The organism is Nonomuraea sp. B208 (genome assembly GCF_057536035.1).
Genome location: NZ_BAAJOU010000021.1, coordinates 1,169,058 through 1,190,793 on the forward strand (window position 1 = coordinate 1,169,058; position 21,736 = coordinate 1,190,793).

22 protein-coding genes are annotated in these 21,736 nt (G+C 71.2%); 15 read left to right on the plus strand and 7 right to left on the minus strand.

Annotation, left to right across the window (positions count from 1 at the left end; all coding sequences use genetic code 11):
* The first annotated feature begins 48 nt into the window (after positions 1-48).
* Positions 49-2,118, plus strand: coding sequence for a transglycosylase domain-containing protein (locus AC27IY_RS22555; RefSeq protein WP_423477062.1), 2,070 nt, complete (start codon positions 49-51; stop codon positions 2,116-2,118).
* 107 nt (positions 2,119-2,225) lie between these two features.
* Here the strand turns inward: AC27IY_RS22555 and AC27IY_RS22560 are convergent, their stop codons facing one another.
* Positions 2,226-4,226: a thioredoxin domain-containing protein gene (locus tag AC27IY_RS22560; RefSeq protein WP_423477063.1), complete on the minus strand. Its 2,001-nt coding sequence runs from the start codon at positions 4,224-4,226 to the stop codon at positions 2,226-2,228.
* A gap of 89 nt (positions 4,227-4,315) precedes the next feature.
* On the opposite strand from AC27IY_RS22560, the gene AC27IY_RS22565 reads away from it, so the two are divergent.
* Positions 4,316-5,467, plus strand: coding sequence for a hypothetical protein (locus tag AC27IY_RS22565; protein ID WP_423477064.1), 1,152 nt, complete (start codon positions 4,316-4,318; stop codon positions 5,465-5,467).
* A gap of 5 nt (positions 5,468-5,472) precedes the next feature.
* Here AC27IY_RS22565 and AC27IY_RS22570 read toward each other — a convergent pair whose 3' ends face one another.
* The 3 genes from AC27IY_RS22570 to mca form a co-directional block, all read right to left on the minus strand.
* Positions 5,473-5,760, minus strand: coding sequence for a GNAT family N-acetyltransferase (locus AC27IY_RS22570; RefSeq protein WP_487179089.1), 288 nt, complete (start codon positions 5,758-5,760; stop codon positions 5,473-5,475).
* A complete protein-coding gene (locus AC27IY_RS22575) occupies positions 5,761-5,910 on the minus strand; it encodes a hypothetical protein (protein ID WP_344210844.1) in 150 nt (49 codons plus the stop codon).
* An 82-nt stretch (positions 5,911-5,992) separates the two neighbouring features.
* Positions 5,993-6,877, minus strand: coding sequence for a mycothiol conjugate amidase Mca (mca, locus tag AC27IY_RS22580; protein WP_344210842.1), 885 nt, complete (start codon positions 6,875-6,877; stop codon positions 5,993-5,995).
* Between the two features lie 135 nt (positions 6,878-7,012).
* On the opposite strand from mca, the gene AC27IY_RS22585 reads away from it, so the two are divergent.
* The 12 genes from AC27IY_RS22585 (at position 7,013) to phoH2 (ending at position 18,079) form a co-directional block, all read left to right on the plus strand.
* The gene (locus AC27IY_RS22585) at positions 7,013-7,432 is read left to right on the plus strand and encodes a DUF4307 domain-containing protein (protein WP_423477066.1); all 420 of its coding nucleotides are present in this window, start codon (positions 7,013-7,015) and stop codon (positions 7,430-7,432) included.
* A gap of 108 nt (positions 7,433-7,540) precedes the next feature.
* Positions 7,541-8,041 (plus strand): transcription elongation factor GreA, encoded by a 501-nt coding sequence (greA, locus tag AC27IY_RS22590; RefSeq protein WP_020545145.1) that lies wholly within the window; start codon positions 7,541-7,543, stop codon positions 8,039-8,041.
* 62 nt (positions 8,042-8,103) lie between these two features.
* The gene (locus tag AC27IY_RS22595; RefSeq protein WP_487179090.1) at positions 8,104-9,396 is read left to right on the plus strand and encodes a C40 family peptidase; all 1,293 of its coding nucleotides are present in this window, start codon (positions 8,104-8,106) and stop codon (positions 9,394-9,396) included.
* Between the two features lie 68 nt (positions 9,397-9,464).
* The gene (locus AC27IY_RS22600) at positions 9,465-9,986 is read left to right on the plus strand and encodes a hypothetical protein (protein WP_487179091.1); all 522 of its coding nucleotides are present in this window, start codon (positions 9,465-9,467) and stop codon (positions 9,984-9,986) included.
* 248 nt (positions 9,987-10,234) lie between these two features.
* A complete protein-coding gene (locus tag AC27IY_RS22605; protein ID WP_371249886.1) occupies positions 10,235-12,028 on the plus strand; it encodes a phosphoenolpyruvate carboxykinase (GTP) in 1,794 nt (597 codons plus the stop codon).
* A 69-nt stretch (positions 12,029-12,097) separates the two neighbouring features.
* Complete coding sequence (locus tag AC27IY_RS22610) at positions 12,098-13,084, plus strand: TIGR04222 domain-containing membrane protein (protein WP_487179092.1); 987 nt, start codon at positions 12,098-12,100, stop codon at positions 13,082-13,084.
* Entirely contained in the window at positions 13,071-13,889 is an 819-nt protein-coding gene (locus AC27IY_RS22615; protein WP_487179093.1) for an MbnB/TglH/ChrH family RiPP precursor modification enzyme, read from the plus strand. Before AC27IY_RS22610 ends, AC27IY_RS22615 begins: the two co-directional genes overlap by 14 nt.
* Complete coding sequence (locus tag AC27IY_RS22620; protein ID WP_487179094.1) at positions 13,886-14,266, plus strand: SCO6045 C-terminal-like domain-containing protein; 381 nt, start codon at positions 13,886-13,888, stop codon at positions 14,264-14,266. The genes AC27IY_RS22615 and AC27IY_RS22620 overlap by 4 nt, the downstream gene beginning before the upstream one ends.
* Positions 14,267-14,285: 19 nt before the next feature.
* A complete protein-coding gene (locus AC27IY_RS22625; protein ID WP_487179095.1) occupies positions 14,286-15,164 on the plus strand; it encodes a DUF7064 domain-containing protein in 879 nt (292 codons plus the stop codon).
* Positions 15,165-15,226: 62 nt separating this feature from the next.
* Positions 15,227-15,733: a hypothetical protein gene (locus AC27IY_RS22630; protein WP_344210826.1), complete on the plus strand. Its 507-nt coding sequence runs from the start codon at positions 15,227-15,229 to the stop codon at positions 15,731-15,733.
* 51 nt (positions 15,734-15,784) lie between these two features.
* Positions 15,785-16,546 (plus strand): isoprenyl transferase, encoded by a 762-nt coding sequence (locus tag AC27IY_RS22635; RefSeq protein WP_344210824.1) that lies wholly within the window; start codon positions 15,785-15,787, stop codon positions 16,544-16,546.
* Between the two features lie 207 nt (positions 16,547-16,753).
* Positions 16,754-18,079, plus strand: a complete 1,326-nt coding sequence (gene phoH2, locus AC27IY_RS22640; protein ID WP_344210822.1) for an RNA 5'-3' helicase PhoH2 — start codon at positions 16,754-16,756, stop codon at positions 18,077-18,079.
* Here phoH2 and AC27IY_RS22645 read toward each other — a convergent pair.
* Genes AC27IY_RS22645 through AC27IY_RS22655 form a run of 3 tightly spaced genes read right to left on the minus strand, consistent with a single transcriptional unit; the run spans position 18,069 to position 20,693 of the window.
* A complete protein-coding gene (locus AC27IY_RS22645) occupies positions 18,069-18,584 on the minus strand; it encodes a hypothetical protein (protein ID WP_364454885.1) in 516 nt (171 codons plus the stop codon). The genes phoH2 and AC27IY_RS22645 overlap by 11 nt on opposite strands.
* A complete protein-coding gene (locus tag AC27IY_RS22650) occupies positions 18,581-19,993 on the minus strand; it encodes an ATP-binding protein (protein WP_423452473.1) in 1,413 nt (470 codons plus the stop codon). Before AC27IY_RS22650 ends, AC27IY_RS22645 begins: the two co-directional genes overlap by 4 nt.
* Before the next feature lie 25 nt (positions 19,994-20,018).
* Complete coding sequence (locus AC27IY_RS22655) at positions 20,019-20,693, minus strand: response regulator transcription factor (RefSeq protein ID WP_026214755.1); 675 nt, start codon at positions 20,691-20,693, stop codon at positions 20,019-20,021.
* Positions 20,694-20,976: 283 nt separating this feature from the next.
* Here AC27IY_RS22655 and AC27IY_RS22660 point away from each other — a divergent pair, with 283 nt between their 5' ends.
* Positions 20,977-21,681 (plus strand): aggregation-promoting factor C-terminal-like domain-containing protein, encoded by a 705-nt coding sequence (locus AC27IY_RS22660; protein ID WP_344210814.1) that lies wholly within the window; start codon positions 20,977-20,979, stop codon positions 21,679-21,681.
* The last annotated feature ends 55 nt before the right edge of the window (positions 21,682-21,736 follow it).

Sequence of the window (21,736 nt, forward strand, 5' to 3'; positions counted from 1 at the left end):
GGAGCGGGAATCCTCGTTCTCGTCGGCCTTTTCGCGGCCGCGTGGGCCATGACTCCTATTCCCGACACCACCCAGAAACAGGCCACCGCGCAGGGCTCGGTGATCTATTACCGCGACGGCAAGACCGTCCTCGCCCGGCAGGGCGTCGACCGCAAGGTGGTCGAGCTGGACAAGGTGCCGAAGCACGTGCGCGAGGCCGTCATCGCGGCCGAGAACCGCTCGTTCTACGAGGACGCCGGCGTCTCGGCCAAGGGCACCGCGCGCGCCCTGTGGTCCACCGTGACCGGGCAGCAGCTCCAGGGCGGCTCGACCATCACCCAGCAGCTCGTCCGCAACTACTACAGCGGCCTCAGCCAGGAGCGCTCGGTCACCCGCAAGTTCAAAGAGATCCTGATCGCCATGAAGGTCGACCAGTCCAAGCCGAAGGACTGGGTGCTGGAGCAGTATCTCAACACGATCTACTTCGGCCGCGGCGCCAACGGCGTGCAGTCGGCCGCCCGCGCCTACTTCGGCAAGGACGTCGAGGACCTCGACGTGGCCGAGGGCGCCTACCTGGCCGCCGTGATCCAGCAGCCCAGCCGCTTCGCCGACCCGGAGGGCGCCGACCTGCAGGCGGCGCGTTACCGCTGGAAGTCGGTGATCGACGCCATGCGCGAGACCGGCGCGCTGAGCGCGGCCGAGGCCTCCGCCCAGAAGTTCCCCGAGCTGGTCGCGCCGAAGAAGCCGTTCGAGCTCAAGGGCCAGGCCCGCTACATGCTCCAGCAGGTCACCGACGAGCTCAACCGGCGCGGCTACACCGACGAGGAGATCAACAGCGGCGGGCTGAAGATCGTCTCGACCTTCGACAAGAAGCTCATGACGGCGGCCGAGCGGGCGGTCAAGGCGACGATCCCGGACGGCACCTCGCAGAAGGTGCGCACCGGGCTGGCCGCCGTCGATCCCGCGACCGGCGAGGTGGTCGCCTTCTACGGCGGCGACCCCGAGCGCTACTCCTACGACAACGCCTTCTCGGCCAAGGTCATGGCGGGCTCGACGTTCAAGCCGTACACCCTGGCCGCCGCGCTCGACAACGGCTTCGACCTGTCCACCCAGGTCGACGGCAACTCGCCGCTGCGGGTGGCCTCGGCCGACAAGCCCATCCCCAACGACAGCGGACGCTCCTACGGGCGCATCGACCTGGTCCAGGCCACCCAGAACTCGGTCAACACCGCGTTCGTGGACCTCGGGCAGAAGGTCGGGCTGGACAAGGTGGCCGAGACCGCCGAGAAGGCCGGGATCCCGGCCGCCCAGCTCACCCAGAAGGACGCGGCCTCCTTCCCGCTCGGCGTCTCCTCGGTCAGCGCCGTGCAGAACGCCTCCGGCTTCTCCACGTTCGCCAACAAGGGCGTGCACGTGGAGGCGCACGTGCTCAAGTCGGTCACCGACGGCGAGGGGCACAAGGAGGTCGTCGAGCCGGTCTCGACGAAGGTGATCGGCGAGCAGGCCGCGGCCGACACGACGTACGCGATGCAGCAGGTCGTCAAATACGGCACCGGCACCGCGGCCCGGCTCTACGACCGGCCGGTGGCCGGCAAGACCGGCACCACCGACGACTCCCGGTCGGTCTGGTTCAACGGGTTCACGCCGCAGCTCGCGGTCGCGGTCAACATGTTCCGCGACGACAACAAGACCGTGACGGTCCCCGGCTACGGCACCCAGTTCGGCGGGCAGCTTCCCGCGCAGATCTGGCGGGCGTTCATGACCGAGGCAATGGCGGGCAAGCCGGTCGAGGAGTTCCCCGAGCCTTCCGACTACGGCTGGGACGACTACTCCCCCTTCCGTGACGACCGGGGGGACGAGCCGCAGCAGGACTATTCGCCGCCGTCCGACGACGGCTGGAGCACCCCGTCGACCGAGCCCGACGAGCCGTCCTCCGACGGCTGGCCGACCAGCGAGGGCCCCGGCGACAGCGCCCAGGACGGCGGCCGCAACGACCAGAACGGCCAGAACGACTTCGGCAGGCGCGGCGACCAGTCCGAGCAGTCGGACCCGCCGTCCTCCCAGGAGGCCGACCAGCCCTTCACCCGCACCGACCAGCCCCCCGGCAACGGCGCCGACCGCACCACCCCGAACGACTGACCGCCCCGGGCGGTGGGGCGGTCGAGCGGCCCTGGCGGCTGGGTGGGACGCCGGTCGAGCGGCCCTGGTGGCTGGGCCGCTGCTACCGTCCGCGGCGATGCGCGGGGTCAGTCGGCTGTCAGTTGGGTGCGTAGGGCGTCCACGGTGGTCACCGGGAGGCGGCAGGTGAAGCCGCGGCAGACGTAGGCCGCGGGGGCCTCGTCGATCGGGCCGCGGCCCTCCAGCAGGGCGGGGAACACCTCCTCGGCGGGGGCGAGCGCCTCGCCGGTGCCGCCGCGCGTGGCGGCGTCGCCGTCGCCGAGGGCGACCACCAGCCCCGGTACGTCGGCCAGCAGCGCCGCCCGGTGCAGCGCCGCGCGCCGGGGATCGTCGGGGGCGCCCACGATCGCCACCTCCACCGGCCCGTCCAGGGCCGCCCGCGCCACGGCGAGCCCCCAGCCGGCGAAGCGCGCGTGCCCCGGCGCCAGCACCGACACCGTGCCGAGCGCCGCCTCGGCGGCCTCGCGGTGCCGGGCCGAGCCGGTCAGCGCCGCGTACGACAGCAGGGCGCCGGCCGCCGCGAACTGGCCGGACGGGGTGGCGTTGTCCGTCGGGTCCTGGGGCCGCTGGAACAGCCGCTCGGCGTCGTCCGCCGTGTCGTAGAAGCCGCCCTTGCCGTCGGAGAAGCGGTCGAGCACGATGTCGAGCAGCGTGCCCGCCAGCCGCAGCCACCGGGCCTCGCCGGTGACGCCGTAGAGGGAGATCAGGCCCTCGGCCAGGTTGGCGTGGTCCTCCAGCACGCCGGCGTTCGCCCCGGCCCGGCCGTCCCTGGATGTGCGCAGCAGCCGGCCGTCCACCACGTGGACGCGGGCCAGCAGCTCCGCCGCGCGTTCGGCGGCGGCCACCAGGTCGGGCCGCTCGAACACCACGCCCGTCTCGGCGAGCGCCGCGATGGCCAGGCCGTTCCATGAGGCCACGACCTTGTCGTCGCGGCCGGGGCGCACGCGGCGCTCCCTGGCGGCCAGCAGCCGCTCGCGTACGCGCTCGTGGCGCGCGGGGTCGTCGGGGTCGCTCAGCAGCTGCAGCACCGACGTGCCGTGCTCGAAGGTGCCGGTGACCTCGAACAGTCCGGTCGCCCACCGCCCGTCGTCCGCGCCCAGGACCTCGTCGAGCTGGTCGGGCGTCCAGACGTAGAACTTGCCCTCGACGCCCTCACTGTCGGCGTCGAGCGCCGAGGCGAAGCCGCCCTCGGGGGTGGTCATCTCGCGCAGCAGCCAGTCGGCCGTCTCCAGCGCCACGCGCCGGGCGAGGTCGCCGCCGCCCGCCTTCCACCAGTGGGTGTAGACGCGCAGCAGGAGCGCGTTGTCGTACAGCATCTTCTCGAAGTGGGGGACGACCCAGCCGGCGTCCACGCTGTAGCGGGCGAAACCGCCGCCGAGCTGGTCGTAGATGCCGCCGCGGGCCATGGCCTCCAGCGTCCGCGCGCTCATCTCGCGCTCGCCCGAGCGCAGCAGGAACTCCAGCACCATGGACGGCGGGAACTTCGGCGCGCCGCCGAAACCACCCCGGACCGGGTCGAACGACTCGCGCAGGTTGTCCATCGCCCGCGCGAGCGTCTCCGCGCCGGGCAGCGGGCCGGAGGGCAGGGCGGTGTTGTCGTTGAGCGCCTCGACGACCTTCGCCCCCTGGCTGAGCACCGACTCCCGGTCGCCCGTCCACACCCTGTGGACCTCCTGCAGCAGGCGCTGGAAGTGGGGGCGCGGGAAGTAGGTGCCGCAGTAGAACGGATGGCCGTCCGGCGTCGCGAACACCGTCATCGGCCAGCCGCCCTGGCGGGTCATGGCCTGCGTGGCGCCCATGTAGACGGCGTCGACGTCCGGCCGCTCCTCGCGGTCGACCTTGACGTTGACGAAGTGCTCGTTCATCAGCCGGGCGGTGTCGGCGTCCTCGAAGCTCTCATGGGCCATCACGTGGCACCAGTGGCAGGCCGAGTAGCCGACGCTGATGAGCAGCGGCACGTCCCGCCGCCGGGCCTCCGCGAACGCCTCCTCGCCCCACGGCCACCAGTCGACCGGGTTGTCGGCGTGCTGGAGCAGATAGGGGCTGGTGGAGCCTGCCAAGTGGTTCATCACGACCTCCTCGGCCCACCCTAAACCGCGGGCCCGCCGACTCCGGTGACCGCCAGCGCCGTGGCCCCGGGCGGCGTAGGTTACGGAGGGTGGATGTGGATTTCGTCTGCGCGTTCGCCGACCGGCCGCCGGGCCGTCTGACGCGCAGGGACGTGGCCAGGGCGCTGCTCGCCGTGCCCTCGGGCGTGGCGCTGGTGGCGCTGCCCGACCTGCGGCGGGCGCTGCTCGCGGCCGGCAACCCGCTGTCACGGGCGTTCTGGGACTCCGCCAAGGCGACGCTCGGCTCGATCGAGGCGGGCGTCGCCACGGTCGGTGACGTCCAGCGCTGGCTGGAGTCCACGGGCACCGAGCCGATCCTGATGACGCCCGGCTACTTCGTCTGGCCCGAGGAGGACGAACGCGGGCCGGTGGCCGCCGAGATGCACCGGCGGCTGGTCGCCCACCTGGAGGAGCGGGTGGCGGCGGGCGCGATCGACCCCGACGCGCTGGCCGGTGGCGATCCCGAGGCACGGGCGGCGTACGAGGAACTGCAGGAGCGCTGGCTGGCCACGCCGCTGCCCGACGGCCGGACGCCCGAGCAGGCGGTCAACGACGAGCAGGACGAGGAGCTGTTCGCCGCCTGGGACGAGGAGGAGGCGTTCGCGCTGGCGGAGCTGCGCCGCATACTCGGCGACCTGCCGCGCCGGCCCGAGCCGCCCGCCGCCGAGCTGGACGCGGCCGGGGCGCGCCTGCGCGAGCTGCTGGCCGAGCCCGGCTATCCGGCGAACGTGCTGCGCGCCTGCGCGGGGCTCGACGACCGGCCGATGCCCCGCGACGACCGCGAGCTGTGGCTGACGGTGGCGGCGGGCGTCGCGGGCCCGATCGCGGACCTGCCGGAGAGCGGGGACGAGCTGGTGGAGTTCGCCGACCTCGAGCGGCGGCTCAGCGAGGAGGACCTCACCCTCGCCAACCTGTGCGCCATCCAGCACGCCGACTGGCTGGCGGCCGTGACGGCGCTGGCCAGGCTGGGGCCGGGGGTGCTCGCCTCGCCGGAGCGGATCGCCCGCCTCATCGCCGAGTCGGAGGACATCGAGAGCGAGGAGCAGGACGAGGAGGAGCTGGAGGCGACCGAGGGCTTCTTCGCGTCCGTGGTGCCGCTGTGGGCGTGCCTCGGCATCGTGGACGCCGGCGGCGTGCTCACGCCGCTCGGCTGGTGGGGGCTGCCGGAGGCCCTGGAACGGGCCTGGACGCCCGCCGAGTGATCGGCTCAGTCCTTGGCGTCCACGAGGCTCGCGAACTCCGGGTGGCGCTCGATGTACTTGGCGACGTAGGGGCACAGCGGCACGACCCGCAGCCCGGTGTCGGCGCTGACGCGCAGGGCGTGGTCGACCAGCCGGCCGGCCAGGCCCTGGCCTTCGTACAACGGGGAGACCTCGGTGTGCGTGAAGACGACCTTGGTGGGCAGCAGGCGGTAGTCGGCGAACCCGGCGACCTTGCCGTCCACCAGGATCTCGAAACGGCTCTCCGACGAGTTGTCGACGATCTCGATCGGCATCTACTCGGCCTTCTTGTCGTCCGTGTCGCGCACGTCGCCCGCCCGCGGCACCTCGATCTTCGCCATCTGCCTGTTCATGGACTTGATCAGGAAGTAGAGGGCGAAGCCGATGAGGGCCACGACGACGAAGCCGAGCAGACCCGGACTCACATCACCTGCTGCTAGATAGGTCACACTTCCAGTATGCCGCCGCGACCTCGTGGTCCGGCCCCCGGCAGCCCCAGCGGCAGACTCAGTGGCAGGCGGGCGAGACGTCGTCGGCGTGGATGCCGGCGAACAGGTCGTCCTCCGGCAGCTCGGTGTCGACCAGCGAGCGCGCCAGGTGGTAGTCCTCGGTCGGCCAGATCTCCTGCTGCAGCTCGCGCGGGCAGCCGAACCAGAAGCCCTCGGGGTCGACCTGCGTGGCGTGGGCCAGCAGCGCCTCGTCGCGGATGTCGAAGTAGTCGCCGCACGGCACCCGGGTGGTGACCGGCCACTTGGCGGGGCGGTCCTCCCAGCGGGAGATCCAGTCGGAGTAGGGGGAGCCGAGCCCGCGCGAGGTCATGGCCTCGTGCAGCGCCTCGAAGCGCTCCTTGGTGAAGCCCATCTGGTAGTAGAGCTTGAGCGGCTGCCACGGGTCGCCGGTGCCCGGGTAGCGGTCGGGGTCGCCGGCCGCCTCGAACGCCTCGACCGACACGCGGTTGGTCATGATGTGGTCGGGGTGCGGGTAGCCGCCGTCGTCGTCGTACGTGAGGATCACGTGCGGCCGGAAGTCGCGCACCGCGGCCACCAGCGGGCGGGAGGCGTCCTCCAGCTTCTGCACGGCGAAGCAGCCGTCGGGCAGCTGCTCCTCCTCGCTCTCCGGCAGGCCGGAGTCGACGAAGCCCATGAAGCGCTGCTGCACGCCCAGGATCTCGCGGGCGCGCTCCATCTCGGCCCTGCGCACCTCGGCGATGTTGGCCACGATCTCGGGGCGGTCCATCTTGGGGTTGAGCACGGACCCGCGTTCACCGCCCGTCAGGGTGCACACCAGGACTTCCACACCTTCGCGCACATAGCGCGCCATCGTCGCGGCGCCCTTGCTCGACTCGTCATCGGGGTGGGCGTGGACGGCCATCAGCCTCAGCGGTGCACTCACGGGCTCGATGTCTCCTCAGTCGGACCGGTCACTTAGTTTGTCTGCAGGCGGTCGTGAGGGTCAGGTCGTGTACCGGGACCCCCGCGGGCGACAATTGTCTCGGATAACGCTCAGGGAGTGCAGGGAGATTCCACCATGGTCACCAGAGATGTCGGGAACGGACCCGTTCTCGGCACCCCCGACGAGCTGCCCGACGGCCCGAGGCGCCGGGGCAGGCTGGTCGTCCACGTCGTCATCGGCGTCCTGGTGGCCATCATCGCGGGCGGGTGGGGCTACGTGATGTGGTCCATGACCGCGGGCGGGTCGGAGGCGCCGGCGCAGGTGATCATGTTCGACGTGGTCGGCCCGACGCAGGCCGAGATCACCTTCCAGGTGTACAAACCGGATGACAGGGCGGCCGTCTGCCGGATCAGGGCGCTGGACGTCAACCACGGGGAAGTCGGCAGCAAGGAAGTAAGAATCCCGGCTGGTGAGGGTAGTAAGCAGCTCAAGGAAAGCCTGGACACCAGTGCCCGGGCGACTTCCGTCCACGTCCAGTACTGCAATCTCGTATAGTGAGACATTTGGGGAAGCGAACCGACGGTTGACTTGTTAGCCTTTCGCAATTCAACCGTTGGAAACCTCAAGTGATCTCAGGGCCCCCTAGGCAAGCAAGGAGAACCCGTGGCCGACTCTCGCGATGAGAACGTCACATGGCTGACGCAGGAGGCGTACGACCGCCTGAAGGCGGAGTACGAATATCTCTCCGGCCCCGGGCGCGTCGACATCGCCAAGAAGATCGAGGCCGCCCGTGAGGAGGGCGACCTGCGCGAGAACGGCGGCTACCACGCCGCCAAGGACGAGCAGGGCAAGATGGAGGCCCGGATCTTCCACCTCCGTCAGATCCTCGACAACGCCCAGGTGGGCGAGGCCCCCAAGGCCGAAGGCGTGGTCGGGCCCGGCATGACGGTGACCATCCGGTTCGTCGGTGACGACGACGAGGTCACCTTCCTGCTCGCCTCGCGCGAGGAGAGCGGTGCGCCGATCGACGTCTATTCGCCGAAGTCCCCCCTCGGAGCGGCGATCAACGGCAAGAAGATCGGTGAGAAGGCGACGTACTCCATGCCCAACGGGCGCCAGAACACCGTCGAGATCCTGGAGGCAGTGCCGTACGTCGGCAACTGACGCCGGAGGAGACGAACCGCCGGGCCCCCGCTGGTCCGGCGGCTTTCGTGCATGGACCCGTCATGCACCCCCACGCCCCGCAAGGGCATCCCATGTACGGCCATCCCGGGCAGGGGCCAGGGCATCCCGGGCAGGGGCCGGGGGGGATCCGGCAGGATCTCACCTTTCTCGTCCAGTCCCGTAAGCGCCGCGATCCGGTCAAGCTGGTGCCGTTCATCGTGGTGGCGCTGGTCGCGGTGCTGACGGCCGACGTGCTGCTGCTGGCCCAGCCGCCGCAGGGCGAGCCGGACGGCCCCGTGGCCGCCCACCCCACTCCCCGGCAGACGCTGCTGGCCGAGCGCCGGCCGCAGAAGCAGACGCCGGTCCGCACCGTCCGGCCGGTGGCGCCGCTGCGCAAGCTGCACAAGCCCAACCTGTTCGTGCTGACCCGCAAGCCGTTCACCGAGGCGCAGTTACGCAAGGTGAGCCGGCTGCGCGGGGTGCGGGCGCTGGAGCTGGCCGACGCCGCCTCGATCACGCTCGACGGCAAGCGGGTGCAGACCCTCGCGGTCGATCCGTCCACGTTCCGGGCCTACACCCCCAAGGTGACCGCCTCCTCCGACGCGCTCTGGCAGAACGTCGCGGCGGGCGACGTCGCGGTGTCGTTCGTGCTCGGCAACGACGGCGGGCTCTCGCTGCACCGGCAGGTGCGCGGGCCGGCCGGGACGATGCGCATCGGCGCGTACGCGACCACCGGCTTCGGCGCGGTCGACGCGGTGGTCTCCAAGGAGGTCGGCCGGACGCTCGGCCTGCCGCGCGACAACGCGCTCATCGTCAGCGCGCCCGCCGCCGACACCGCCGCCCTGCGGAGCAGGATCCTCAAGGCGCTGCCCAAGGGCACCCAGGTCGCCAGCGTCAACCCGGTGCTGTCGCAGCCGCAGCAGCAGACCGCGCGCAACTGGCCGGCGGGCTCGTTCATGACGGGCGAGCAGGTTCAGGTGGCGCTCAGGGCCGCGGCGTCCAAGCTGGGGCGGCCGTACGTGTGGGGCGCGGAGGGCCCGAACACCTTCGACTGCTCGGGGCTGGTGCAGTGGGCCTTCGCCCAGGCGGGCGTGCGGATGCCGCGCGTGACGCACCAGCAGTGGGTGACCGGGCCGCAGGTGCCGCTGTCGCAGGCGCAGCCGGGCGACCTCATCTTCTGGCGGTCCGACCCGACGAACCCCGACTACATCTCCCATGTGGCGATTTATTGGGGCAACGGGCAGATGATCCAGGCGCCGCGCACCGGCGACGTGGTCAAGATCTCGAAGGTCTACACCAGGAACCTCGCCGGCGTCGTACGGGTCAGCCCGGTCGCCGCCGCCCGCGTCCGCTGACCCCTCCCGAAGGGAACACCCTCCTTCCCCTGCGTGCCTGCGGCTTGTAAATGTGTAATGGTGATTACATGACTGCAGAAGACATGACGGCGGAGGTCCGGGGCTGGTTCACCGGGCGGCTCCCCGAAGGCTGGTTCACCGGCGCCCCCCAGATCGTCAGGGACCGCGAGGAGATCGCGGTCGTCGGCACGCTCCCCGACCCGTCCGAGGACACCCCCGAGGCCGAACGCGCGGCCCTGGTCGAGGGCCTGGCCCGCAGGTTCAGGGAGGAGACCAGGGAGCGGCGCATCGAGATCGCCCGCGAGGCCGAGCTGAGGTTCCGCCAGAAGGTCTCCTGGGGAGTCTCCTGCGGCGGGTTCACCGTGATGTTCACCACACTGTCCGTGCCGGTCATGACCCGGCTGCGCCAGTCGGAGCGACAGGTCCTCGACACGCTGGTGGCCGCCGGCGTGGCCCGCAGCCGCAGCGACGCGCTCGCCTGGTGCGTACGCCTGGTCGGCAGGAACGCCGACACCTGGCTCACCGATCTTCGCGACGCCCTTCAGCACGTCGACCGCGTTCGCGCCGCGGGCCCGGACGTCGATTCATGAAGCAGTCCAGGGGAAACGGCGCGACGAATGGACTAAACCACTGCGGAAATTGGTTTAGACCATCGCGATTGGACTGGACCACTCAATGTTAATTCTCTTTTAAATCCGCTGCGGTTGGGTAGGCTCCCCCAATCGCCAGGGCCTCTGCCTGCGACGACGGCCCCGCCAAACAGGTCTACGCCAATTGGCCTTCCGGCCGTTCCGTCGTTAATGATGACTGGGCCCTGAGAGAGTGGAGGAGCGCAGTCGTGTCCGTGACCGTGGAAGTGCCCACGCCGACGAGCAATCGCGAATTGGCCGCGTGGGTGAAAGAGATAGCAGTCCTTACCGAGCCCGATCGGATCGAGTGGTGCGACGGCTCCGAGGAGGAGTGGACCCGTCTCACCAACCTGCTCGTGGAGCAGGGCACGCTCGTCCGGCTCGCCGCCCGTCCCAACAGCTTCTACGCCAAGTCCGACCCCAGCGACGTCGCCAGGGTCGAGGACCGTACCTTCATCTGCTCGGAGCGCCCCGAGGACGCCGGGCCGACGAACAACTGGATCCCGCCCGCGGAGATGCGGCAGACCTTCGGCAAGCTCTTCAAGGGCTGCATGCGCGGCCGGACGATGTACGTCGTCCCGTTCTGCATGGGCCCGCTCGGCGGCGAGATCTCTCAGGTCGGCGTCGAGATCACGGACTCGCCGTATGTCGCCGTCTCCATGCGGATCATGACCCGCATGGGCGAGCGCGCGCTGCGCCTCATCGAGGAGCGCGGCGACTTCGTCAAGTGCGTCCACTCCGTGGGCGCGCCGCTGGAGCCCGGCCAGGCCGACGTGCCGTGGCCGTGCAGCTCCACCAAGTACATCAGCCACTTCCCCGAGACCCGCGAGATCTGGTCGTACGGCTCCGGCTACGGCGGCAACGCGCTGCTCGGCAAGAAGTGCTACGCGCTGCGCATCGCCAGCGTCATGGCCCGCGACGAGGGCTGGCTGGCCGAGCACATGCTCATACTCAAGCTCACTCCGCCCTCCGGCGAGACCCGCTACATCGCCGCCGCCTTCCCGAGCGCGTGCGGCAAGACCAACCTCGCCATGCTCCAGCCCACCATTCCCGGCTGGAAGGTCGAGACCGTCGGCGACGACATCGCCTGGATGCGCTTCGGCGAGGACGGCCGCCTGTACGCCATCAACCCGGAGGCCGGCTTCTTCGGCGTCGCCCCCGGCACCGGCCAGGTCACCAACGCCAACGCGGTCAAGACGCTCTGGGGCAACAGCATCTTCACCAACGTCGCCCTCACCGACGACGGCGACGTGTGGTGGGAGGGCCTGACCGACGAGCCGCCCGCGCACCTCACCGACTGGAAGGGCCGCGACTGGACGCCCGACAGCGACGAGCCGGCCGCCCACCCGAACGCCCGCTTCACCACGCCCGCCGCCCAGTGCCCGACCATCGCACCCGAGTGGCAGGACCCGAAGGGCGTGCCCATCTCCGCGATCCTGTTCGGCGGTCGCCGCGCCACCGCCGTGCCCCTGGTCACGGAGTCGCTGAGCTGGGAGCACGGCGTCTTCCTCGGAGCCAACGTCGCCTCCGAGAAGACCGCCGCGGCCGAGGGCAAGGTCGGCGAGCTGCGTCACGACCCGTTCGCCATGCTGCCGTTCTGCGGCTACAACATGGGCGACTACTTCGCCCACTGGCTGAGCATCGGCCGGCGCGAGGGCGCCGTGCTCCCGCGCATCTACTACGTCAACTGGTTCCGCAAGGACGCCGACGGCAACTTCATCTGGCCCGGCTACGGCGAGAACAGCCGCGTGCTCAAGTGGATCGTCGACCGCCTCAACGACGAGGCCGACGCCGTCTCCACGCCGATCGGCCTGCTGCCCGCCGAGCTCGACACCGAGGGACTCGACCTCTCCGAGGACGACCTGCGCACGCTGCTCAGCGTGGACCGCGAGATCTGGCGCGAGGAGGCGGCGCTCATCCCCGCGCACTTCGAGAAGTTCGGCGACCACCTGCCGAAGGAGCTGTGGAAGGAGTACAACGCCCTGCTCGACCGGCTCGGGTAGCGCCCTTGTCCGGTGCGGCGGCGCCGTCGTACGTTGATGGCGCCGCCGCACCGATCACAGGGGGGCAACGTGGGCTACGTCCTGCTCGTCGCCGCTGTCGGCATGCTGATCACGGTCCGGGCGCTCGGCGCCTGGGTCGAGGCCGAGATCCGGCGGGTCGCCGGGGCCGAGCCCGGCGGCCGCGGGCATCCTCTGGAGCCGTACGAGCTGGCCTACCTGACGGGCGGGCCACGCAGAGCCGTGAACACGGCGCTGGCCGTCCTCGCGACGGCCGGCGCCGTCCGCGTGTCCAGAGGCTCACAGGTCACCGCCGTGGCCGGCGCCGCGCCCTCGCCGGTGCCGATCGAGCAGGCCGTGCTCGACGCGCTCGCGTACAGGCCGGGCGGTCACCACGCCGCCGAGCTGCGGTGGGAGCTGGCGGCGCATCCCGCGCTGGCCGCGCTCGCCGCCGGGCTGGAGGCGCGCGGGCTCCTCGTGCCGCCGGAGGCGTTCAAGGAGGCGCGGCGGCGCAGGAAGCGGCTGGTGGCCGTCACCTGGGCGGCGGCGGTCTTCGTGGTGGCGTTGGGCGTGCTGGACGCCACGGACGCGCTCGGCCCCGACGCCGTCTTCCTCCCCACGTTCCTCGTGGGACTGGCCGCTCCCGTGATCGGGCTCGTGGACTGCGTCAGGCACGGCAGGCGGCTCAGGAACGTCGTCACCCGTGAAGGGCGCGAGGTGCTGCTCTCGGCGCGGGAGCACCATCCGAGGGGCGTACGCGACCAGGGGCCGGCGGCGGCGGCCGTGGGGGTGCTGGTGGCGCTCTACGGGCTGGGGGAGGCGGGGGATCCGGCGTTGTCCAAGGAGCTGATGGCCGGCCATCCCGGCGGTGACGTGGCCGGGTCCTGCGGGGCGTACGGCGGCGGGGACGGCGTGACGTACGGCGATTCAGGCGGCGATTCCGGCGGCGCGTTCGGCGGCTCCGAGTTCGGCTCCTCCGGTGGTGGCGACGGGGGCGGGTCGAGCTGCGGCGGCGGTGGATGCGGCGGCGGTGGAGGGTGCGGCGGTGGCGGCGGCTGAGCTGGGCGTGGGGATCGGCTGGCGGGCCGAGCTGGATCTCACCATCGAGCGCATGGAGGGCGTCGGCTTCGTCGAGGCGATCGCCGAGAACATCCGGCCGGGCGCGCTGCCGGAGTCGCTGCGCCTGCTCCGGGCCAGGGGAGTGCCGGTGATCCCGCACGGCGTGTCGCTCGGCGTCGGCGGGGCCGAGCCGCCCTCCGCCGGGCGGCTCGCGCACCTGGCCGCGTGCGCCGAGGCGCTGGACGCGCCGCTGGTCAGCGAGCATCTGGCGTTCGTACGCGGCGACGGCGTGGAGGCGGGGCACCTGCTGCCGATCCCGCGCACCCGGGAGTCGCTGCGCGTCGTCACCGACAACGTACGACGGGCGCAGGACGCCCTGCCCGTCCCGCTGGCGCTGGAGAACGTGGCCGCGATCTTCGGCTGGCCTGAGGACGAGCTGACCGAGGGGCAGTTCCTCGCCGAGCTGGTGGAGCGGACCGGGGTGCGGCTGCTCGTCGACGTGGCCAACCTCCACACCAACCAGGTCAACCTGGGCCTGCCGGCGGTGGCCGCGCTCGACGCCCTGCCGCTGGAGCACCTGGCGTACGTGCACGTCGCCGGCGGCCACGAGCACCAGGGCGTCTGGCACGACACCCACACCACGGCCGCGCCGGAGCAGGTGCTGGACCTGCTCACCGAGCTATGCGCCCGTACCCGCCCGCCCGGGGTGCTGCTGGAGTGGGACGACCACTTCCCGAGCGACACCGTGCTGGCCGGCGAGCTGGACAGGATCCGGGCCGCGATGGCCGCAGGGGAGTCCGGGTGACGGACCAGGCCGCGCCCGAGGACGAGGACCTGGCGGCGGCGCGGGGACGGCTGGCGGAGGCGCAGGGGCGGGTGGTGCGGGCGCTGGTCGCGGGCGGCGAGGCTCCCGACGGCTTCGACCCGGCCCGCCTGCGCGCCCAGGCCGAGAGCCTGCTCGCCAAGCGGCGCTCCGTCGTGGCGCGCCTGCGCCCCGACGCGGCCGTGGCCATAGGGCCCGGCCTCGCCGCCGAGTTCGCCGCGTACGCGCGGGCCCGCGAGGAGCCGCCCCCGAACTACCGCGCCGACGCCGACGACTTCGCCGCCTGGCTGCGCGAGCGCGGCCGGCTGCCGGACCCGCCCCGCCGCCGGGCCCCTTGGTGGCGGCGGCTGTTGCCGTAGCATGCGCTTGGGAGGCGGCATGCGCGTGGTCAACATGGGCCAGTGGCCCCTGGACGAGCGGGACGAGCGGCTCCACGAGCCCGGCGGCGAGCAGCTGTGGAACGAGTCCTACTACTTCGACTTCGTGGCGGACGACGGCGAGCTGGGCGGCTACGTGCGGCTCGGCCTCTACCCCAACTGGAAGCGCGCCTGGTACTGGGCCTGCCTGGTCACCCCCGACGGCCTGGCCGCATCCGTGATCGATCACGACGCGCCGCTGCCCGAGGACCCGGGCCTGACCGTGCGCGGCGCGGGCTACGAGGCGTCCCAGCGGATCACCGACCCGTTCCGCGCGGCTGCGGTCCGGCTGGCCTCCGACGCGCTCTCGCTGGACCTGGAGTGGCGCACGGAGGGCGGCGCGTACGGCTACGCCATCACCCCGCGCTACGAGGTCCCCTGCGAGGTGACCGGCACGATCGACGGCCGGCCCTTCCACGGCCACGGCGAACGCGACCACAGCTGGGGCGTGCGCGACTGGTGGACGATCTCCTGGATGTGGAGCAGCGGCCGGCTGACGGACGGCACGTACGTGCACGGCATGCGCGCCAACGTGGGCCTCGACCTGCCCTGGCCGGCGTTCACCGTGCCGCCGGGCGGCGAGCCCGCGCACGCGGCGGGCTTCACGGCGGCGACCTCCTTCGACGGCGACCGCCCCGCCGAGACGGTGCTGCGGCTGCCGGGGCTGGCGGTGACCGCGCGGCCGGTCGCGTTCGCGCCAGTGACGCTGACCTCGCCCGAGGGGGAGACGGCGGTGTTCCCCCGCGCGATGTGCCGCTTCGAGGCCGAGGACGGGCGCGTCGGCCACGGCTGGACGGAGTGGCACCAGCCGCCGCTGTGGCGCTCGCACCTCTGGGTTTAGTGGTCACCCGCCGGGAAACGCAGGGGTGCATGGGGGGACTGCGCTGTGTCGACGGATCTTATTTGCGGGTCACGCCCGTGGCGTGCCGTGACAGCGTCGGCACCCCGTACGAGGTCACCCTTGAGCTGCACCGCGACGGCGCCCCGTATGGCAGCGTGGGCGAGCGCTGCGGCTGGCTGCTGAGCCGGCTGGCGCACGGCGTGGACGAGGCCCGCAGGGGCCGCGACGCGGACCGGCGGTGGGCCGATCCCGACGACAGGTTCCCCGGCGGCGAGCCGGACGGCGAGCTGTTCTCCTTCCGCTACCGCAGCAGGTCAGGACCGGCGGGCGGCGAGCTGAGCTGCCGTCTGCGCACGATCCCGCTGTGGGAGGGCAGCCGCTGGCGGGTGACGCGGCGGGCGTACGTCGAGGCGTGGGGCGCCGCCGGAGTCGGCATGCGGGCGGTGCTGACGTCGGCGGAGCTGTCGTCGTTCGTCCGGGGTCTCCTGGAGGAGGCCGAGGGATGTCTGGAAGGCAGAGATATGGCAAGGAATGCCGGAGAAGGAGCGGGCACAGATGATTCGCGGTGATAATTGCCTGTTGGGTCATTGACCGAGGGCAACCGCTGGGGAGGACACTCCGTGGGCCTGCGCGACCTGGTCTACCGGCTGTACGAACGCCGGCTGGAGGCCAAGCTGTCCAAGGACGGCATCCCCCGGCACGTCGGGGTCATCATCGACGGCAACCGCCGCTGGGCGCGCTCCATGGGGATCAGTGACGTCTCCACGGGTCACCGCAAGGGCGCCGACAAGATCTCCGAGCTGCTCTGCTGGTGCCGCGAGACCGGCGTCGAGGTCGTCACCGTCTGGATGCTCTCCAACGACAACCTCAACCGGCCGAGGGAGGAGCTGGAGCCGCTTCTCCGCATCATCGAGGACGTGACGCGGGAGCTGGTGGACCAGGGCTGGCGGATCATCCCCGTCGGCGCGCTGGACCTGCTGCCGGACCGAACGGCGAATGTCCTCAAAAACGCGAAAGAAGCGTCATCACACCGTCCGGGCCTGATTGTGAACGTTGCAGTTGGGTATGGAGGAAGACGTGAGATTGCCGATGCGGTGCGCTCACTGCTCCAGGAGCAAGCGAGCAAGGGAGCGAGCATCGAGGACCTCGTCGAGGTGCTCGATGTGGAGCACATCGCGGAGCATCTCTACACTCGCGGCCAACCCGATCCGGATCTCCTCATCCGGACCTCGGGCGAGCAGCGCCTGTCGGGCTTCATGCTCTGGCAGAGCGCTCACTCCGAGTTCTACTTCCACGAGGCCTACTGGCCCGACTTCCGCAGGGTTGACTTCCTGCGGGCGCTGCGCGATTACGCTGCGAGACATCGACGTTACGGTTCTTGACACGACATTCGGGTATCGAGGACGTAACGTTGAAAGTGTCCGACCACAGGTCGAACACTCCGGAGAGGTCCCGCCTTTGCACCACGATCCGCCGAGGGGGGCCGGAACCCGGCGCCGACGGCGTCTCGCGGTCGGGGAACGCGGGTCCGGTCCGATTCCCGCCTCGTCTGCAGGGCGCCCGCACGTGGGGCGCCCGGGGGAGAACGTGTGGCAGTGTCCTCGAGCAACCCTACGACCCAGCCGGCCAAGCGCACCTATGTGCTCGACACCTCGGTGCTGCTGGCCGACCCGGCGGCCCTGACCCGCTTCGCCGAGCACGACGTGGTCCTGCCGATCGTCGTGATCACCGAGCTGGAAGGCAAGCGGCATCACCCAGAGCTCGGCTATTTCGCGAGGCAGGCCCTGCGCTACCTCGACGATCTGCGGATCAGGCACGGCAGGCTCGACGAGCCCATGCCGACGCCGACTGGGGACGGCACACTCAGGGTTGAGCTCAATCACAGCGACCCGTCCATCTTGCCGGTCGGATTCCGCCTCGGCGACAACGACACGCGCATCCTCACGGTGGCCCGTCACCTGGCCGCCGAGGGCTGCGACGTCGTGCTGGTCTCCAAGGACCTGCCCATGCGGGTCAAGGCGGCCTCGATCGGCCTGACCGCGGAGGAATACCGCGCCGAGCTGGTGCACGAGTCGGGCTGGACCGGGATGGCCGAGATCCAGGTCACCGCCGAGGACGTCGAGACGCTCTTCGAGCACGGCACGGCCGAGGTGGAGGAGGCCAGGGAGCTGCCGACCCACACCGGGCTGCGGCTGCTGTCGGCCAAGGGCTCGGCGCTCGGCCGGGTGCTGCCCGACAAGTCCGTACGCCTGGTGCGCGGCGACCGCGAGGTGTTCGGCCTGCACGGCCGCTCCGCCGAGCAGCGCATCGCGCTCGACCTGCTGATGGACCCGGAGATCGGCATCATCTCGCTGGGCGGCCGGGCCGGCACAGGAAAGTCGGCGCTGGCGCTGTGCGCGGGCCTGGAGGCCGTGCTGGAGCGCCGCCAGCACCGCAAGGTGGTCGTCTTCCGTCCGCTCTACGCGGTCGGCGGCCAGGAGCTCGGCTACCTGCCGGGCACCGAGGGCGAGAAGATGGGCCCGTGGGCGCAGGCGGTCTACGACACGCTGGGCGCGGTCACCACGCCCGAGGTGATCGACGAGGTGCTGGACCGGGGCATGCTGGAGGTGCTTCCGCTCACGCACATCCGCGGCCGGTCGCTGCACGACGCGTTCGTCATCGTGGACGAGGCCCAGTCGCTGGAGCGCGGGGTGCTGCTCACGGTGCTGAGCCGGATCGGCGCCAACTCCCGCGTGGTGCTCACCCACGACATCGCCCAGCGCGACAATCTGCGGGTCGGGCGGCACGACGGCGTGGTGGCGGTGGTGGAGAAGCTCAAGGGGCATCCGCTGTTCGCCCACGTCACGCTGACCCGCTCCGAGCGCTCGCCGATCGCCGCGCTGGTCACCGAGATGCTGGAGGACATCACGATGTAGCGCTGCGGAGATCGCCGCAGGTGTACCGCCCCTCGTCCTTCGGGGGGCGGTTCTCGTTGTCACGGACGATCTTGACCTGCTCGTACGCCGCGTCCTGCTGCGCCGTGCAGACGATCTGCGCCTTGCCGAGGTCGCTCAGCGCGCCCGCGCCCCTGATGTAGACGGTCAGCGTCAGCGTGCGCGGGAGCTGCATCTCGTCGCGCTGCACGGGGTTGAGCGAGTCCTTGGTCCGCAGGTACGTGAACCCGCGCAGCGCCGTCTCCCTGTCGCCGAGCGGCTGCCCGGACGCCGCGAACAGCGCGCCGAGCAGGCTCTCCACCGTGTCGTCCCCGACGTCGGCGGGTTCCAGCGTGAGCTTGCCGTCCCTGATGAGGAAGATCGTCTTGGACGGCGGCGGGATGCTGATGGTGGGCGCGTTGCCGCGTTCCTGCACGTCGGTGGGCGAGATGCCGCAGGCGGCCGGCAGGACGCAGGCGAGCAGCGCGAGGACGGCCCTGGCTCTCATGTGTGGGGCAGCCAGACGGTGAAGAGGGTGCCGGGCTCCTGGGCGCGTACCGAGATGGTGCCGCCGTGCAGGTGCACGTTCGCGCGGGCGATGGCGAGGCCGAGGCCGCTGCCCTGGCTGCGCGCCCGGCCCGCGCCGGCCTTGAAGAAGCGGTCGAAGACGTGCGGCAGCGCCTCGCGCGGGATGCCCCTGCCGTGGTCGCGCACCCTGATCTCCAGCCCGTTCTCGGTGCTGCGGGCGCTGACCACCACCGGCGGGCCGCCGTGCTTGAGCGCGTTGCCGACGAGGTTGGCCACGATCACGTCGAACCTCCTCGGGTCGAGGTTGGCGGTCAGCCCCTGGGAGGCGTTCACCTTGACCTGCTCGGTCCAGCCGCGGGTCCCCAGGCAGTCGTCGATGGCGTCGGCCACGTTGACCGGCTCCAGGTTGAGCGTGGCGGTGCCGGCGTCGAAGCGGCTGATCTCGATGAGGTGCTCGACCAGCTCGCGCAGGCGCTCGATCTCCCCGAGCACCAGCCGGACGGCCTCCGCGGGCGCCTCGGGCAGCCGGTTGGCCTCCTCCGACAGCACGTCGGCCACGGCCGTCATGGCGGTCAGCGGCGTACGCAGCTCGTGCGAGACGTCGGCCACGAACCGGCGGGACATGGCCTCCAGCGAGCGCAGCTCGGACACGCTCAGCTCCAGCGCCGCGGCGGCGTCGTTGAACCTGGCGGTCAGCCCGGCCAGCTCGTCCTGGCCGTGGACCGGCAGGCGGGTGTCCAGCCGGCCCTCGCCGAGCGCCTGGGCGGCGGCGCTCAGCCGGCGCACCGGCAGCAGCACCTGGCGGGCCGAGAACAGCGCCACGACCAGGGCGATGAGCACGATCGCGATGCCGCCCTGGAACAGCCTGGCGCGCAGGGTGTCGAGCTGGCTGACGTCGGCCCGCATGGGGAAGAAGACGAACGCGCGCAGGCCGGTGGCCTCGGGCACGCCGTTGGTCGCGCGGTGGACCTCGGTGCCGACGATGAGCCACAGTTCGCCTCTGATCACCCGGCGCTGGGTGACGACGCTCTGCTTGGCGCGGCCGTAGAGCTCGTTGGGGACGTCGCGGAGGCTCATCGGGCCGGTGACGGAGACCAGGTCGCCGTACTCGACGACGACGCTCCTGCCGGGGGCGCTCATGGTCTGGGCCAGGCGATTCAGCTCCCTGCTGGTGGGCTCGGCCTCGCCCGGCCGCGGCCGGCCGACGGGGAAGTCGACCCCGTTCAGCTCCCGTACGACGAGGTCCATGGAGGTCCGCTCGGTCCTGGTCACCAGGGCGGTCTTGGCCAGCTCGAAGCCGATCGTGGCCACGAGCATGGACGCGGTGACGGCGACCAGCGTGAACGTGATGACGAGCCGGGCGCGCAGTCCGGTGGGAAGAGGGATCACTGAGGCATCACTGGGACATCACTGGTCACGGAGGGCTGAAGCGGTAGCCGAAGCCGCGCACGGTGTGGATGAACACCGGCTCGGCGGGCTTCGGCTCGATCTTGGCCCGGATGCGCTGCACGCAGGCGTCCACGAGGCGGGAGTCGGCGATGTGCGTGTGGTCCCAGACCGCCCGCAGCAGGTAGCGGCGGTTGAGCACCTGCCCGGGGTGGCGGACGAGCTCCAGCAGCAGCCGCAGCTCGGTGGGCGTCAGGTGGATCTCCTTGCCGGCCAGCGTGACCTTGAGCGCGCCCCGGTCGATGACGAGGTCGCCGAAGGTGATGCGGTCGGAGGCGGCGGACTCGGCGCGGCGCAGGATGGCCCTGATGCGCGCGTCCAGGACGCGGGGCTCGACCGGCTTGACCACGTAGTCGTCGGCGCCGGCCTCCAGGCCGACCACGATGTCCAGGTCGTCGCCGCGGGCCGTGAGCAGGATGACGGGGAGCTGGTCGAGCTTGCGCACCCGGCGGCAGACCTCGATGCCGTCGATGCCGGGGAGCATGACGTCGAGGATGGCGATCTCGGGGCGGCGGGCCCGGATGTGGTCGAGTGCCTCCTCGCCGGTCGCGTACGACGTCACCGAGTGCCCCTGACGGGTCAGCGCCAGCTCAAGTGCGGTGCGGACCGAGGGGTCGTCTTCGACGAGGAGAATGCCTGCCACGCGCACATTATCGTTCCATGTCCTGTATAGCCGGGTTGTGTCACCAAACTGTGACGTCCTGTTGAAGCCATCGGGAAGAAGGACAGAAACCCTGAAAGCGGCTTCCCTTCGGTCAACGGGGGCACGAAGGGGAGTCACCATAGTGTGACAAATCTCACAGTATCCCGAAATAGCACGCTAACGTGCTGGTTAGCCAAGGGAACATCAAGCGATTACCGCGTTTCGGTTGCGCGGCACCCCCCAGGACAGGGCAAGCTCATGGATCGTGAGCCCCGGTCCGCGTTTGAGTGAGCGCCCCCCGACAACCGATGTCCCCTCGGCACGCCGGTCGTCGCGCCGCGTCAAGCCCAAGGCCATCGTCATCACCGTCGTCTCGCTGGCGGTCGTCGGCGGTGGCGGCACCTTCGTCGCCATGCGCGCGATCGACAACGCGAGCAAGCCGGCCGCCCCCGTGTTCTCGATGGAGGACATGGGCAAGCTGGCCAGCGGCAACCTCTCGGCGCCCGACCCCGAGACCGACGCGCTCAAGGCCGCGGCCGAGCAGGCCTTCCGCGCCGAGCAGCTCAAGAAGAACCGCGACGGCGCCGCCGACCACAAGGAGGAGCTGTCCTGGGTGGTGCCCAAGCAGGCCCCCGGCGGCGACGGCTTCCCCGCCCAGAACTTCCCGCCCGGCACCAACCCCTCGCCCGGCAGCAACAAGGCCGTCGCCAAGGCCATGCTCGCCTCGTTCGGCTTCGGCGCCGACCAGTGGGGCTGCCTGGAGTCGCTCTGGACCAAGGAGAGCGGCTGGAACGAGCGGGCCATGAACCGCTACTCCGGCGCGTACGGCATCCCGCAGTCGCTGCCCGGCAGCAAGATGGCGAGCGCGGGCGCCGACTGGCAGACCAACGCCGCCACCCAGATCAAGTGGGGCCTCGGCTACATCAAGGGCCGTTACGGCACGCCCTGCGGCGCCTGGGGTCACTCGCAGCGCGTCGGTTGGTACTGAACCTCCCAGAGGGACACCCGGCCAGGTCAACTTTCCTTCTGCAATCGGCAAGCCA

Excerpts from the sequence above, each read along its gene's own strand:
- AC27IY_RS22600 (WP_487179091.1), top strand. The coding sequence starts at position 9,465 with ATGACTGCAGAAGACATGACGGCGGAGGTCCGGGGCTGGTTCACCGGG.
- AC27IY_RS22560 (WP_423477063.1), bottom strand. The coding sequence starts at position 4,226 with ATGAACCACTTGGCAGGCTCCACCAGCCCCTATCTGCTCCAGCACGCC.
- AC27IY_RS22555 (WP_423477062.1), top strand. The coding sequence starts at position 49 with ATGACTCCTATTCCCGACACCACCCAGAAACAGGCCACCGCGCAGGGC.
- AC27IY_RS22595 (WP_487179090.1), top strand. The coding sequence starts at position 8,104 with ATGCACCCCCACGCCCCGCAAGGGCATCCCATGTACGGCCATCCCGGG.
- AC27IY_RS22625 (WP_487179095.1), top strand. The coding sequence starts at position 14,286 with ATGCGCGTGGTCAACATGGGCCAGTGGCCCCTGGACGAGCGGGACGAG.
- AC27IY_RS22585 (WP_423477066.1), top strand. The coding sequence starts at position 7,013 with ATGGTCACCAGAGATGTCGGGAACGGACCCGTTCTCGGCACCCCCGAC.
- AC27IY_RS22570 (WP_487179089.1), bottom strand. The coding sequence starts at position 5,760 with ATGCCGATCGAGATCGTCGACAACTCGTCGGAGAGCCGTTTCGAGATC.
- AC27IY_RS22645 (WP_364454885.1), bottom strand. The coding sequence starts at position 18,584 with ATGAGAGCCAGGGCCGTCCTCGCGCTGCTCGCCTGCGTCCTGCCGGCC.